Below are 14904 nucleotides of genomic sequence, written 5' to 3'. Positions count from 1 at the left end.
CACGGCTGTAAGGAGGGCACACGTGATCAAGAAAGTGAACGAATTCCTGTTCAACACATTGAAGCCGACGGGCCACCCTGCCTACAGCGCGACTCGCGAGGCTCCGTCTTCGCTGAAGACGAAGCGCACGAAGGATCGTGCACGGCAGGCCGCCTCCCGCATCTTCCGCGGCTAATACTCGCTGAAGACGACAACAGCGCGCCGGGTTCATTCCCGGTGCGCTGTCGTGTCTCCTGGCAGCAGTTACTCCCTAGCGACCACCAAAGAGGCGGGAGAAGAAGCCCTTCTTCTTTTCGGGCTTGTCCTCCTCTTCGCGCACCCGCTCCTCGCGAGCCGACTCCTCGCGCACGAGCGCTTCGGGCGCCAGGCGCTCGGCGGGCTCTTCAACGTCCTGGCGGTCGGTCTCGCGCGCGGCGTGCGATTGCGCCTCGGCTACTCCCTCCTCCTGCGGACCACGCTCGAGCGAGGAATCCGCCGACGCCTCCGAGTCGGCAACCTCGGCATCCTCTTCGAAGACCTCGGCGCCGACGACCTCCGCGTCCTCGACGTCCTTACGCTCCGCAGCCACCGGACGCTCCTCAGTCACCGGCTCGTCGGGCGCGACCTCCAGTCCGGAGACCTCCGCCGCGCGATCCTCGCTCGCCATCGGCGGCACCTCGCGTGCCGGCTCCGCCTCGTCGTCGGTGCGGCTCGTCGCTTCAACGTTGACGATCCGCCCCGCAGAAAACACGACGGTCGCGCTACCATCGGCCGCCAGCAGCGTCACGGTATCTTCGCCCTCACGGTGCGAGATCCCGCGCAGCTTGGCGTATTCCAGCAGCGCGGCGCGGTGATCGGAGACGGTGATCGACATCAGCGCCTGCGCGATCACTCGCCCGATGCGCACTACCGAGGGCTCACCGAGCGCGAGCTTCGGGCTTTCCAGCAGGAACCATACGTCCGTACCCGGACCCGCCGAGGCCGCGTAATGCGTCCACACGCCTGTCAGGGCCTTCGCCGCGAGCGTCAGCTCCAGCGGCAGATTCCGGTTGGCCTCAATCGGCAGCTCGACCTCGGTCAGCGCGTGCGTGCCATCCGCGCGCGCCTTGACCTCCTCGGCTCGCCGCACGACGGCGGCGGGAAAACCGTTGATGTTGTCCCACGCCCAGTGCCACGTCATGTCCTGGACAGCAACCGTGCCGAGCAGGGAGGGACGCGTCACGATGGCATCATCGCCCTCGCCCCACGTCAGGCTCGGGTTGTCCGAGCCGAGTTCTGCCTGCCACGGCAGATCCTCGACGAGATCCTCCAAGACGATCTGTGCCTCGGTGGACATGAACGCCGCGCGATTGACGAGCTCCGATAGTTCATAAGCCATATCTGAAGTCTAGAGCTGCCGACCCCGGCGTGCAGCGCGCCCGCGGCTAGATCCGTGCCGCGCCGCGGGACCCCCGAACATGGCTGACGCCCCGACCCAGGGAGGCAGGTCGGGGCGTCATTCACCAGTCTGGACGGGATCCGCGGAGTGAAGCGGAATCGCGTCCCGGTCGTCTTTCCCCTCAGTCAGACGGCCTATCCATGCGATTCAGGCCAATGCCATGTCTCATCTGGCCTGATGTCTATAACAATGACGGGCCTACCTGAAAGGAACCTGAAAGCGCCTGGGGAGCCACCTGGCAGTTTGTTCCTCACATCCGCTTGCATCCGGGCGCGCCAGCGCGGCATGATTGGACGGCTCTTGCGGGCCGTTGCCCGCACTCACCACGTTGGAGGTCTCCGCTATGTCAGCGCGTGCCCAGGCTCGCTCGCTGGCCGCGGCCTACCGTGATCTGTTCGCCCTATCCGGGTGGGTGTTTATTGTCGTCGCCTTCATTGGTCGCGTCCCGCTCGCCATGGCACAAATGGGGACGCTGCTCATGGTCACCGCGGCCACAGATTCCTATACCGCCGGAGGCACGTGTGCCGGCGCCCTCGCCGTTGCTAACGCCATCGGCTCTCCGATCGCGGGCGGCCTGACCGACCGCATCGGCCAAAAACCCGTCGTCATCGTCCAGTCGATCGTCTCCGGCCTCGGCCTGCTCGCCCTCGTGTTCCTCACGAACGCGGGCCTTTCCTGGCCGATCCTCGCGCTCGCCGCCGCGGCCGCCGGCTTCTTCCTGCCCCAGATCGGCACCCTCGCGCGCATCCGCTGGCGCGAACTCGTCTCCGATAAGACCGGCCCCAACCGCGAGCGCCTCAACACCGCATTTTCCTGGGAGGGTGCCGGCGACGAAGCGAGCTTCGTCCTTGGCCCCGCGACGGTCGGCATCCTCACCGCGATCATCAACGCGCAGTTCGCCGTCACGACGGCCGCCGTCCTCGTCATCGTCTTCGGCACCTGGTTCGGGCTGCACCCGACCTCTCGCCTCGTGGCCGGCTCGCGCACGCACGCCCTGCGCATCGGCAGCGCCATCACCACGATTGCCGCCCTCATGATGGCGAGCCAATTCCTCGTCGGCACAATGTTTGGATCGGTCCAAACCGGCACGACGGTCCTCGCGCGCGCCGCCGGTCAGGACGGCATGGCCGGGCTGCTGCACGGCGTGCTCGGCATCGGTTCCGTCGTCGCCGGCATCGCGATCGCGGCGATCCCCGCCACCTATACCTTCGACCGCCGCGTGCGCGTGTTTTCCATCTCGCTGCTCGTGCTGTCAATCCCGCTGCTGTTCGTGCACTCGCTCGGCTGGCTGACGCTCGTCCTTGCCATCATGGGCTTTGGCATCGCCCCGCTGATGATCACGAACTTCTCGGTCGTCGAAATGGTCACGCCCCCGACGCGCCTCGGCGTCGTCATGACGATGCTCGCCTCGGTGACGGGACTGGGCTATGCCGTCGGATCCTCGACGGCCGGCCGCCTAGCCGACTGGGGCCGCACCGCCACCATCAACGGCGAGGTCATCGGCGGCTACACGCCCGCCTATGCCGTCACCGTCACGGGCGCGCTGCTCGCCGTCATCGTCGCGCACATCGTCGCGGCTCAGCTCGTCCGCCGCCGCTCCGAGCTCAGCTAGGTCGCCAGCCGGCCCCTGCCACAGCGGCTAGATCCACATCGAGCCGAGCCACATGTGCGCGCGCCAGAACCATTTCGGCACTTCCATCGCCGTCCAGATGGGGTAGAAGAAGACGAACACGAGGCCGACGATCCCGACGGCAACGCCCCAGGTGATTCGGGCCGAGCGCGTCAATCGCCGTGGCAGCGGCTCGTCATAGGGCCGCTCGCCGGGCGCGATCCCATCGATTTCGGCGGCCTCCTCGCGCTCGATCTCCTCCAGCACGACGGGGCCCGCGAGCTCGGGAATCGCGTAGCTCGGCGTGATGACGCCGGGCGCCCACGGCTGCACGATCGTGCCGTCCTCGCGCGCATAGGGCAGCGGTGGCAAATGTCGCACGTGCCCGGTGAGATAGCCGAGCGCGAAGACCCACGTGAGGCACACGAACGGCACGAAGGCGATCGTGTAGAAGGTGAAGATCGTGCGATCGGAGAAGATCAACCACGGCACGTACAGCCCGAAATACCCGACGAGAATCGCCCACGCCCGCCAATCCCGACGCGCGATCGCGGCCCACAACACCACGAGCAACCCGAGCGCGGCCGGCCACCAAATCGCGGGGTTGCCGAGTGCCGTAATCGCCTGCGCGCACTCGCCCGAGCTCAGCCCGCAATTAGCCCCCGGGCTCGTCTCCCAGAAAAATGACGTCGGCCGCAGCTGGATCAGCCACCCGAACGGGTTGGACTGATAGGTGTGATCGGAATGCAGCGAGACGTGGAAGCGGTACATCGCCGCGTGGTACTCCCACAGGTTGTTCAGCACATCCGGTAGCCAGCCGCGCGGCACGTCATTGCCGCCATCGCGCAGCCCCTGTGCCCACGTCCGGTAGTAGCCCGACGAGGAGGCAAACCAGGAAAACCACGACGCGAGATACACGAGCCCCGCAACCGGCACGAGGTTGACGAAGGCCGGTAGCCCGCCGCGAAACACGCCGGCGCCGATCCACAATCGCGCCCCGACGGCCCGCCGCGCCGCGATATCCCACGCGAGCGCCGCCAGGCCCGCGGCCGCAAGCATGTACAGCCCGGACCATTTCACGCCCGTCGCGAGCCCGAAAAACACGCCGGCGACGACGAGCCACGGCCGCCACCACAGCGCCGGACCCCACGGGTCATTGAGCCGCGAGGGATCCTCGGCGATCCGCCGGGCGAGCCGCGCCCGCGAATCATCGCGATCGCGCAGCAGCGCCCAGAACCCGAAGAGCGCAAAGAGCATGAGGAAGCCGTCGAGCAGCGCGATGCGCGTCTCGACGATGTGAATGCCATCCATGGCGAGCAGCGCCGCGGCGGTGATCGCCACCGTCGTCGAGCGGAACAACCGGGCCGCAATCCGCCCGATGAGCCACACCGAGATAATGCCGGCAATCGCGATGGTGATGCGCCACCCGAAGGAGGAGTCCACCCCAAAGAGCCGGATCCCGATCGCAATCAGCCATTTGCCGACGTCGGGATGGACGACGAAGGCGGCCTTTTCTTGCAGGAAGGAGGTATCTCCGGCGGCAAACGCGTCGTTCGGATTCTCGTTCCACGTGCCCGCATAACCCTGATGCAGCAGCGAGTAGGCGTCCTTGACGTAATAGGTCTCATCGAAGACGAGCGACGTCGGGTGCCCGAGCCGCCAGAGCCGCGCAACGGCGGCAAATATGGTGACGACGGCGAGCCCGACCCACAGCATCGGGGGAGTGGGCGTGGGATGCGGCAGGCGGAGCCGATCTCGCAGGAAGGCCTCCCGCGCGCGAACGGTGGAGAGCTTATCGAGCGCGATGTGCGTCGCGGTCGCCATCGCAGTGCTCGCCACTTGGGATTTGCTTGGCACCCGCTTATCGTCGCCGACGGCCACACCAATCTCGTCATAGGAGGAGTGGCTGTGCTCGGTCTCGGCTTCGCGTGTGGGATCCTCATTCACACATCGCAGTCTATGTCTGAGACGATGAAACAACGACAGATCCGCTGCCAACTGGAGGCCGACCAATGCGAACGCCACAGCTGAGTGCTGGCCTCACCCTGGCCGCGACTCCCATCGGTAATCTTGCTGACGCTTCGCATCGGCTCGTCGCCGCCCTCGGTCAGGCCGACGTCATCGCGGCCGAGGATACGCGGCGAGTTCGCCAGCTCGCTGCTGGCCTCGGCGTAACGCTATCTGGTCGCATCATTGCTTTTCACGATCACAACGAGGAGGCGCGAGCGGATGAACTGCTCGATCTTGCGGCCGCTGGTCAGGCCGTCCTGGTCGTGAGCGATGCGGGGATGCCGACGATTTCCGATCCGGGCTTCCGCCTCGCCGCGCGGGCACATGAACGCGATCTCCCGCTCACGGTGTTACCGGGTCCATCCGCTGTCGTCACGGCGCTTGCGCTGTCAGGAATCGCGACGGACTCGTTTTGTTTCGACGGCTTTCTGCCGCGTAAGGGTCGCCGCCGGGCAGCCGCGCTCACTCGCCTCGCGGCCGAGCCGCGCACATCGATCATTTTTGAATCCCCGCACCGGCTGGCCGCGACGCTGGCGGAGCTCGCCGCTGCATGCGGACCAGAACGTGAGGCGGCTATCGCCCGCGAGTTGACGAAGATCCACGAAGAGGTACGCCGCGGTAGCCTGATCGAGCTCGAGCAGTGGGCGCGCCAGGGCGTGCGAGGCGAGATCGTCATCGTGATTGCGCCGTGCTCCAGCGCACCCGGAGTTGGGGATCCCGGCATTACGTCCCCCGGACCGCTCGGAGATGAACCAGCCGAGCCCGATCCCCGATTCGTTGCAGAGGTGCGCCGACTGGCGGAACTAGGGCTGAGAATGAAGATCGCGGCGCGTCACGTCGCGACCCGTGAAGGCATCAACGCGAGAGAACTCTTCAACTTGGCCGTCGCTGATTCCTGACGCCAGCGCCGTCACCTCGCGGTATATCGGTCCGCCCCGTGGCGTCCCACCGAGGAATTAGTTTCGAATGGGTAAATCATCCCGTGGTTACTAGGTCTCGGGCCCGAATCCTGCTGAAGTGTATGTGTGTCGACGTCCTCAACCAGTCCAGTCCGCTCATCGCGTCCCTCAGTCCGCTCATCGCGTCCCTCAGTCCGCTACCCCGGATTGGATGGGATGCGCGCGCTAGCCGCAGCCATCGTCTTGGTCTACCACCTCATTCCAGGTGCTGCTCCCGCGGGCCTTATTGGAGTTGACGTTTTCTTCGTAATCTCCGGTTACCTCATTACCCGCCTACTCATCAACGAGTACGAGCGGAACTCCCGGATTGAGCTGAAGGCGTTCTGGCTGCGTCGCCTTCGGCGGCTTTTCCCGGCGCTCGCCTTCATGGTGCTGGTGTGCGTAGCACTCGCGGCCCTCGTCGGTGGCGATGCGCTGGTCAAGGCACGACTGCAGACGATCACCGCGCTGACCTACACCTACAACTGGGCGCAGATCGCGACGGGCAGTGACTATTTCGCCGCGAGTGACCCCCTGCTGCTGACCAATGTGTGGTCGCTCGCCATCGAGCAGCAGTTCTACATTGTCTGGCCCCTGGTCCTGCTGGTCATCGTACGCTGGCGAGGCCGAGCCATCGTGCCCGGACTGCTCGCGATCGCTTCGGCGACCAGCATGGCGATCATCTCCGGTACGAATCTCTCGCGCGCCTACTATGGCACCGACACGCACTTGTTCGGCCTCATGATCGGTGCAATCCTCGCGATGATTATCTCTGGGCGGGCGCCTCGTCCCAGCTCGCCACGTCTCGTGCGCCTCGTTGGCCTATGGGGGCCCGCAGGTTGGCTCGCCGTCGCTGTCCTTGCCGCGATCGGTACGCAGATCTACGACGACGACCGCGGCTTGTATATCTGGGGGTTGCCTGTCGCTTCGCTCGCGAGTGCAATCATCATCCGCGCGGTCATGCCCGACGTCACCGTGGCTTCGGCAATGGCGCGCGGTCTGTGCGCGATCCTGGAGCATCCGGTTCTGGTCTGGATCGGTGCACGCAGTTACGGCTTATATCTGTGGCATTGGCCATTGCTCGTGCTCGCGAACTATCAGTGGCCATCAGCCTCTCCCTATCTCGTGGGCGCCTGCGTCGCCGCGCTGTCACTCGCGCTAGCAGAGATTTCACTGCGCTATGTAGAAGACCCGATGCGCCGAGCGGGCATTTTCGCAACCCTGCGGGCCTGGGGAGCGAGCGTCGTCGCTTCCTTCCGGCGCGGCCCGCACCGGCTGGAAGGAGATAGCTCGACGATGACTTTCCGTCACCTCAGCGTGGGTAGACGGATCGTCACGCTCGCCATGACAACGGTAACTGCCGCCGCTGTCGTCTTAGCGTCCGTGGGGTTGGCCGTCGCGCCGACCAAAACCACGCTGCAAATGCAGATCGATGCTGCGCGCGCCCAGCTGGATCAACACAATGATGCCCGCAGAAACGGTGCGGCCCCGCAAGGTACAACAAGTCCTAAACCCACTGAACCGTCGACTCCACCGTCGGATAAGAAACCGCCCGCGACGGATGAGGACAAGACCGGAAATGTCTCGCTTTCCTTCATCGGTGACTCCGTCATGCTTGCTGCCTCTCCCGCGATTACTGCACGTTGGCCCAAAGCCCTCGTCGACGCGGAGGTCTCGCGCGCGATGCCGAGCATCGATCATCTCATCTCCCGGCAATTGGCCGCTGACTCCCTCGGCGATGTCGTTATCGTTGGGCTCGCTACAAACGGCACGATCCGCGACGATCAGATCGAGGGGGTGCTACATGCCATCGGCGCCGATCGCCGTCTGGTGCTGGTCAATGGTTACTCCCGCCCGAAGGCCCGGTGGGTGATCGACGCGAACGCCGCGATCGATAACGCCGCAAGGCAACATCCAGACCGCGTCTTTGTCGCGAACTGGCACACTGTCGCCGCCGACCACCAGGACCTGCTCGCCTCGGACCAGACCCACCCTCGCAAGGCCGGTATTGACCTGTATGTCAAGACCCTGCATAGCGCCATCAACGAGGCAGCAGCCTCTCTCGATGGCCATTAACCGCTGCCAAACTCACGCCGGGCGTATTTAGCCCGGACAACGCGCCGCAGGTAGGCTTAAAGCCATGAGTGCAGTGCTATCCGCCGTCGCGTGGCCCTATGCCAACGGCCCCCGCCACATCGGCCATGTCGCAGGTTTTGGAATCCCCTCCGATGTCTTCAGCCGGTACATGCGAATGGCCGGCGAGGACGTCCTCATGGTCTCCGGTACCGACGAGCACGGCACCCCCATCCTCGTCGCCGCGGACGCCGCCGGCGTCACCGCGCGCGAACTCGCAGACAAAAACAACCGCATCATCGTCGAGGACCTCGTCCAGCTCGGCCTGTCCTATGACTTGTTCACTCGCACGACGACGGTCAACCATTACGAGGTCGTGCGCGCCATGTTCTCCCAGGTGCGGGACAACGGCTACATGAGCGTAGAAACCACCCACGGCGCAATCTCCCCGTCGACGGGCCGCACCCTGCCCGATCGCTACATCGAGGGCACCTGCCCCATCTGCGGCGCGGCCGGCGCCCGCGGCGATCAGTGCGATAACTGCGGCAACCAGCTCGATCCGACCGATCTCATCGACCCGGTCTCGCGCATCAACGGCGAGACGCCCGCCTTCGTCGAAACCGATCACTACTTCCTCGACCTGCCGGCGCTCGCGGGCGCACTGTCCACCTGGCTCGACGAGCGCGAAGCCTCCGGCACCTGGCGCCCCAACGTCATCAAGTTCTCCCAAAACATCCTCGAGGACATCCGCCCCCGCGCCATGACGCGCGACATCGACTGGGGCATCCCCGTACCCGGCTGGGAGGACCAGAAAACCAAGCGCCTGTACGTCTGGTTCGACGCGGTCGTCGGCTACTTGTCGGCGTCCATCGAGTGGGCGCGCCGCTCCGGCGATCCGGAGGCCTGGCGCCGCTGGTGGAACGATGAGGACGCGCTGTCCTATTACTTCATGGGCAAGGACAACATCACGTTCCACAGCCAGATTTGGCCCGCCGAACTCCTCGGCTACAACGGCGAGGGCGAGCGCGGCGGCAGCCCCGGCGATCTCGGCCGCCTGAATTCGCCGACGGAGGTCGTCTCCAGCGAGTTCCTCACGATGGAGGGCAAGAAGTTCGCCTCCTCGCGCGGGATCGTCATCTACGTTCGCGACATGCTCTCGCGCTACCAGCCGGACGCGCTGCGCTACTTCATCTCGGCCGCGGGCCCCGAAACCCAGGACGCCGATTTCACCTGGGCCGAATTCGTGCGCCGCACCAACACCGAACTCGTCGCCGGCTGGGGCAATCTCGTCAACCGCACCGCCGCCATGATCGCGAAGAACTTCGGCGAAATCCCTAGCCCCGGCGAGCTGACCGAGGTCGATACTGCCCTCGTCAACCAGATCGCCGACGGCTTTACGCGCGTCGGAGACCTCATCCGCCACCACCACCAAAAGGCCGCCATCGCCGAGATCATGAAGCTCGTGGGCGAAGCCAACAAGTACGTCGCGGACACCCAGCCCTTCAAACTCAAGGCCCCCGAGGAGCGCGAGCGCCTCGCCACGATCCTGCACACCCTCGCCCAGGCGGTCTCGGACCTCAACATCATGCTGAGCCCGTTCCTGCCGCATGCCGCCAATGAGGTCGACGCCGCGATCGGTGGCGACGGCAACGTCGCGCCCCTGCCACGCATCGAAGAGGTGAGTGACCTCGACGGGGGACCGGACTATCCGATCATCACGGGCGACTACACCCAGGTTCCGGCCTGGGGCCCGCGCCCGGTGACGATCGGCGCGCCGATTTCCAAGCCAACGCCGATCTTCACCAAGCTCGACGACGCCATCATCGACGAGGAACTGAGCCGCGCCGCCAACTAGCAGGTCCCAGTTAGCAGCCCGCAGCCAGCAGCCCGCAGTTTGCAGAGCGCACTCGTCGCGCGGGATGCTCAGCTGGCACCGTCGATAGGAGTAACGATGTCGAAGAAAAAGCCGCGCCTGTGGCCAACGCTCGAGGAGCCCTACGGTTTCGAGCTGATCGACAATCACACGCACCTGCCGATGTCGGAGCGTGAGATCCCGCGGGACTCGACGGGCTTTGCGATGCCGCGCGCCGAACAGCTCGCCCGAGCCTACGAGGCCGGCGTTGTCGCGGTCATCTCCTCTGCCTGCGACGTGGTAGACATCCGCGCGGCCGACGCCGAACTCACTGCGGGCGCCGAACTCAACGCCGACGCCGCATCGGCCACCGACGCCTCGCGCGCGCCCGCGCGAACGCCCGCGCCCGCGCGCACGCCCGCGCCCGCGCGCACGCCCGCGCCCGCGCGCGAGGAAGCAGCCGTCTACTGGGCCGTCGCGATCCACCCCAACGAGGCAGCCGTCCACGCCGGCTACCGCGATAAGAGCCCGGACGGCCTCACCCCGCACGTCAAGAACTTCCACGCCCTCGCCCCAGAGGAAACCCTCGCCCTGGTCGAGCGCGTCGCCCGCGCTCACCCCGGTCGCGTCGTCGCCATCGGCGAAACCGGGCTGGATTACTTCCGCACCGGCGAGGGCGGGCGCCCCGCCCAGCGCGAGGCCTTCGCCGCCCACATCGCGCTCGCCAAGGAGCTCGGCCTGCCGATGCAGATCCACGACCGCGACGCCCACCGCGACGTCGTCGATGTCCTGCTCGCCGAAGGCGCCCCCGAGCGCACCATCTTCCACTGCTTTTCCGGCGACGCCGAACTCGCGGCCATCTGCAATCGCCACGGCTGGTACATGTCGTTCGCCGGACCCGTCACCTATCCCGCGAACGACGAGCTGCGCGCCGCCGTCGCCGCCGCCGACGAGGCCCTCCTGCTCGTGGAAACCGACGCGCCCTACCTCACGCCCGCGCCGTTCCGCGGCCGCCCGAACGCCGCCTTCCTCGCCGGCCTCACGCTTCAGCGCATGGCCGAGGTTCGCGGCCTGCCCGCGGCGGACCTCGCCGCCCGCATCCTTGCCACCACCCGCGACGTCTACGCCATCCCGGCCTAAGCCTTGAAATCTTCCAGTTTTGGTGGAACGCGTCTCTTGTGGGCGCCGCGCGAGCATCGTAGAGTGGAAATCGTGACTGCGACGGTGCCCCCGCGCCGCCGCCAGGAAACCCTCCACAAAGGATGAAGTCTTGACTAAATCCGGTCGCCACGCTGCCAAGCCCACCCTCGCCGCGCGCCTGAAGGAACGGACATATCAGTTCCGCGCCACCGGGCACCACCCGGCCGCCGCCACCTTCCGCCGCAAGGTCCTCACGGTCGCCTCCGTCGCCACCCTCATCGCCGGCTCCGGCGCCTTCGCCGCGACCCAGACGGGCCTGTTCACTACCGACGAACCCGCCGCAGCGCCCTCCGCCGCTGCCGTCGTCGACGGCCGCGATGCCATCGCCGCCTCCCGCGATCTGGAGCGCCTGTCCCTGGACGCCATCGAGCGCGTCGACATCACCGTCACCGCCGACGGCGAAACCGCGACGCACAACGTCCCCGCCCTCTCCCTTGCCGAAGCCCTCGCCGACGCCGGCATCGTCGTCGGCATGTTCGACACCGTCAACATCCCGCTGTCACAGACCGCCGCCGAGGGAATGGATGTCGTCATCACCCGCGGCAACTCGGGCATGGCCTCCGACGAGGACGTCACCGAGTTCGAGACGATCGAAAAGCAGGATCCGAACCTCTTCAAGGGCGAGACGAAGGTCGAATCCGAGGGTCAAAACGGCATCACCCGCACCACCTACCGCGTCGAGCTGAACGAGGGCGAAGAAACGGGCCGCACCGCGCTCGCCACCGTCGTGGTGCAGGAAAAGCAGGACCGCGTCGTCCTTGTCGGCACCAAGGATAAGCCGAAGCCGCAGCCCGTCGTGGCCGCCGCCCCGCGCGATTCCGGATCGACGACGAGCCGCCAGCAAGCCCCCGCCGCGCCGCCCGCCGCGCCCGTGCCCGCGGGCAGCGCGCAGGACATTGCCCGCGGCATGCTGGGCTCCTTCGGCTGGGGCGGGGATCAAATGTCCTGCCTGTCGACGCTGTGGCACCGCGAGTCGGGCTGGAACCACCTCGCGCGCAACCCCTCCTCGGGCGCCTACGGCATCCCGCAGGCGCTGCCGGGCCACAAGATGGCCACCGCCGGCGCGGATTGGCGCACCAATCCGGCCACGCAGATCCGCTGGGGCCTGACCTACATCCAGGGGCGCTACGGCTCGCCGTGCGCCGCGCTGAACCACTCCTACGCCCGCGGCTGGTACTAACAAATCGGGCGAAAAACAGCCCGCACCCCCTGTTCGGTGACATGTGAAGTACCGCACGGGCACTGGACGACCAGGTAACAATTCGATTACGGTCGACGCTTGTGACTGAATTTCCCTCCGAAAACAGCCAGATTGACGCCGACGCTGCCCCCGCAGCCGACGCCGAAACGACCGACACGAACACCCCGGCAACCAAGCCGAGCTGGCGCAAGCGCGCCGCCATCGTCGCCGCGATCGCCGTCCCGGCCCTCGTGGCCTCCGGCGCTGGCGTGGCCCACGCCCACAAGTCCGTCGCGCTCGACGTCGACGGCCAGGTCGAGCAGGTCTCGACGTTCGCCGGCTCCGTGCAGGGCGTCCTCGCCAAGCAGGGCGTGACCCTCGGTGAGCATGACGTCGTCAGCCCCGATCCGGACTCCGCCCTCACCGAAGGCGCCACCATCGTCGTGCGCACCGCCAAGCCCATCGAGGTCATGATCGACGGCGCGAAGCACACGATCTGGACGACGGCCGATGATACCGCCGGCGCCCTGGCCGAGCTCGCCGCCTCCGGCCGCTCCGCCTCCATCGTCGCCGCCTCCCGTTCCACCGAGCGCCAGGAACTCAGTCTGCCGCTCATCACCGACGGCAAGGTCAAGCTCATCGTCGCCGGCGAAGAGCGCGAGATCGACGTGGAGGGCGAAACCACCCTCGAGGGTCTGCTTCTCAAGGCCGAGGTCAAGCTCGGCGAGCACGACGACGTCAAGATCACGCCCGCGGACAACAACACCGTCATCGTGACGATCGACCGCGTCGAGCTGGGCGAGCGCACCGAAACCGAAGACCTGCCCTTTGCGACGACGGAGCAGAAGTCCGGCGATCTGTTCGTCGGCGAGTCCAAGGTCATCACCGCCGGCAAGGCGGGCGTCATCACGCGCATCTACGAAACCGTGAGCGTCAACGGTAAGGAAACGAGCGCCAAGCTGAAGGACGAGCAGCGCACCGAGCCGACGGCCAAGGTCGTCGCGATCGGGACGAAGAAGCGTCCCGCGCCGAAGCCCGCGCCGGCCAAGGCCGCACCCGCGAAGCGTTCGACGGCCGCCAGCTCCGGCGGTTCCAGCTCCGCCGGCTCGACCGGTGGCGCCGCCCCGACCTCCGGCGTGTGGGCCCGCCTCGCCCAGTGTGAATCCGGCGGTAACCCCCGCGCGGTCTCGGCCTCTGGCACCTATCACGGCCTCTACCAGTTCTCGGTAGCGACATGGCGCTCCGTGGGCGGATCCGGCCTGCCGAGCCAGGCCTCGCCTGCCGAGCAGACCAAGCGTGCCCAGATCCTGCAGCAGCGTGCGGGCTGGGGCCAGTGGCCTGCCTGCTCCGCCAAGCTCGGCCTGCGCTAGACCCTGCCTGCGCTGACCCTCCACCTTCAGCGCACGCCAGTACGAGCCTCACCGGCCGGACAGATCCATCCGTTCTGTCCGGCCGGTGAGCCGTATCTAGCGATCAATCCGCCGCGCGGCAGCGAGCACCGCTTCGCCCGCTAGGCTGAAGGCGTGACCGTTCGCCTCCTGACGCCCCCGGACATCCGCGCCCTTGCCGAGCGCCTGAACATCCGCCCCACTAAGCAGCTGGGCCAAAACTTCGTGCACGATGCCGGAACCGTGCGCGCGATCGCCGCGAGCGCGGGCATTGGCCCCGGCGATAACGTCCTAGAAATCGGCCCCGGCCTCGGCTCGCTCACACTCGCGCTGCTAGAAACCGGGGCCCGCGTCTCGGCCGTCGAAATCGACCCGATCCTCGCCGGCGCCCTCCCGGAGACCATCGCCACCTTCGCGCCCGAGGCCGCCGCGAACTTCGCCGTCACCTGCCGCGACGCCCTCACCATCGCCGACGCGAGCGACCTCGCCATCCCAGAATCCTTCGCGAGCGCCGAGCCCCCGGCAAGCGCCTTCACTCCCACCGCACTCGTCGCAAACCTGCCCTATAACGTCGCGGTCCCCATCCTCTTGACGCTGCTCGCGGCCCTGCCGAGCCTGACAACCGTCGTCATCATGGTCCAAGCCGAAGTCGCCGACCGCATCGCCGCGGAACCCGGCTCCCGCATCTACGGCGTCCCCTCCGTCAAAACACAGTTCTACGGCACCGCCCGCCGCACGCGCACCATCGGCCGCACCGTCTTTTGGCCCGTGCCGAACGTCGACTCCGCCATCGTGCGCATCGACCGCCACCCCGTCCCGATCACTCCCGACGAAACAGCCCCCGGCATCACGACCGGCTCGGGCCCGGTGCGGATCTTCGCGACGGCCGACGGCTTCCTGAGGCCCCACAGCAAGGCCCACCAGGCGGCCGAAAAGGAATACAACTCGAGCCAGCCTGCGCCCGCCCGCGCGCACGCGCGCCCGCCCGCGTGCCCGCCCGCGCGCGAGGAGATCTTCCGCGTCATCGACGCCGCCTTCGCCCAGCGCCGCAAAACCCTGCGCGCCGCGCTCGCCTCTTGGGCGGGCAGCCCCGCCACTGCGGAAGCCATCCTGACAAGCGCCGAAATCGACCCAAAAACCCGCGGCGAACAACTACGCATCACCGATTTCATCGCCATCGCCCGCGCGAAAAACGAACTCAACGCGAGCGCAGCGCCAGAAGATGGCACGATGTAAA

The 14904-nt window shown here is 66.9% G+C and carries 11 protein-coding genes; 9 read left to right on the top strand and 2 right to left on the bottom strand.

The window, feature by feature from the left end; translation table 11 throughout:
- Nucleotides 1-22: 22 nt before the first annotated feature.
- A complete protein-coding gene (locus MUN85_RS11580; protein WP_250506837.1) occupies nucleotides 23-175 on the top strand; it encodes a hypothetical protein in 153 nt (50 codons plus the stop codon).
- Nucleotides 176-250: 75 nt separating this feature from the next.
- Here the strand turns inward: MUN85_RS11580 and MUN85_RS11575 are convergent, their stop codons facing one another.
- Nucleotides 251-1357, bottom strand: a complete 1107-nt coding sequence (locus MUN85_RS11575) for a DUF6882 domain-containing protein (RefSeq protein ID WP_250506836.1) — start codon at nucleotides 1355-1357, stop codon at nucleotides 251-253.
- A 403-nt stretch (nucleotides 1358-1760) separates the two neighbouring features.
- On the opposite strand from MUN85_RS11575, the gene MUN85_RS11570 reads away from it, so the two are divergent.
- Nucleotides 1761-3029: an MFS transporter gene (locus MUN85_RS11570; protein WP_250506835.1), complete on the top strand. Its 1269-nt coding sequence runs from the start codon at nucleotides 1761-1763 to the stop codon at nucleotides 3027-3029.
- 27 nt (nucleotides 3030-3056) lie between these two features.
- Here the strand turns inward: MUN85_RS11570 and MUN85_RS11565 are convergent, their stop codons facing one another.
- Nucleotides 3057-4973: a dolichyl-phosphate-mannose--protein mannosyltransferase gene (locus MUN85_RS11565; protein WP_250506834.1), complete on the bottom strand. Its 1917-nt coding sequence runs from the start codon at nucleotides 4971-4973 to the stop codon at nucleotides 3057-3059.
- A gap of 65 nt (nucleotides 4974-5038) precedes the next feature.
- Between MUN85_RS11565 and rsmI the strand changes: the two genes are divergently transcribed.
- The 7 genes from rsmI to rsmA all read left to right on the top strand — a co-directional run bounded on the left by rsmI (nucleotide 5039) and on the right by rsmA (nucleotide 14903).
- Nucleotides 5039-5935 (top strand): 16S rRNA (cytidine(1402)-2'-O)-methyltransferase, encoded by an 897-nt coding sequence (gene rsmI, locus MUN85_RS11560; protein WP_250506833.1) that lies wholly within the window; start codon nucleotides 5039-5041, stop codon nucleotides 5933-5935.
- Between the two features lie 126 nt (nucleotides 5936-6061).
- Entirely contained in the window at nucleotides 6062-8050 is a 1989-nt protein-coding gene (locus MUN85_RS11555; protein ID WP_348647981.1) for an acyltransferase family protein, read from the top strand.
- Nucleotides 8051-8114: 64 nt separating this feature from the next.
- Entirely contained in the window at nucleotides 8115-9902 is a 1788-nt protein-coding gene (gene metG / locus MUN85_RS11550; protein ID WP_250506831.1) for a methionine--tRNA ligase, read from the top strand.
- Between the two features lie 96 nt (nucleotides 9903-9998).
- Nucleotides 9999-11039: a TatD family hydrolase gene (locus MUN85_RS11545; RefSeq protein WP_250506830.1), complete on the top strand. Its 1041-nt coding sequence runs from the start codon at nucleotides 9999-10001 to the stop codon at nucleotides 11037-11039.
- Nucleotides 11040-11169: 130 nt separating this feature from the next.
- The gene (locus tag MUN85_RS11540; protein WP_250506829.1) at nucleotides 11170-12279 is read left to right on the top strand and encodes an aggregation-promoting factor C-terminal-like domain-containing protein; all 1110 of its coding nucleotides are present in this window, start codon (nucleotides 11170-11172) and stop codon (nucleotides 12277-12279) included.
- A 101-nt stretch (nucleotides 12280-12380) separates the two neighbouring features.
- Nucleotides 12381-13649, top strand: coding sequence for a resuscitation-promoting factor (locus MUN85_RS11535; RefSeq protein ID WP_250506828.1), 1269 nt, complete (start codon nucleotides 12381-12383; stop codon nucleotides 13647-13649).
- 153 nt (nucleotides 13650-13802) lie between these two features.
- Nucleotides 13803-14903, top strand: coding sequence for a 16S rRNA (adenine(1518)-N(6)/adenine(1519)-N(6))-dimethyltransferase RsmA (gene rsmA / locus MUN85_RS11530; RefSeq protein WP_250506827.1), 1101 nt, complete (start codon nucleotides 13803-13805; stop codon nucleotides 14901-14903).
- Nucleotide 14904 lies beyond the last annotated feature (1 nt).

The sequence above is a fragment of the Bowdeniella massiliensis genome (assembly GCF_023634005.1).
GTDB lineage: Bacteria > Actinomycetota > Actinomycetes > Actinomycetales > Actinomycetaceae > Bowdeniella > Bowdeniella massiliensis.
Note: the sequence above shows the minus strand (reverse complement) of the source record. Positions and strands in the feature narration are given on the sequence as shown.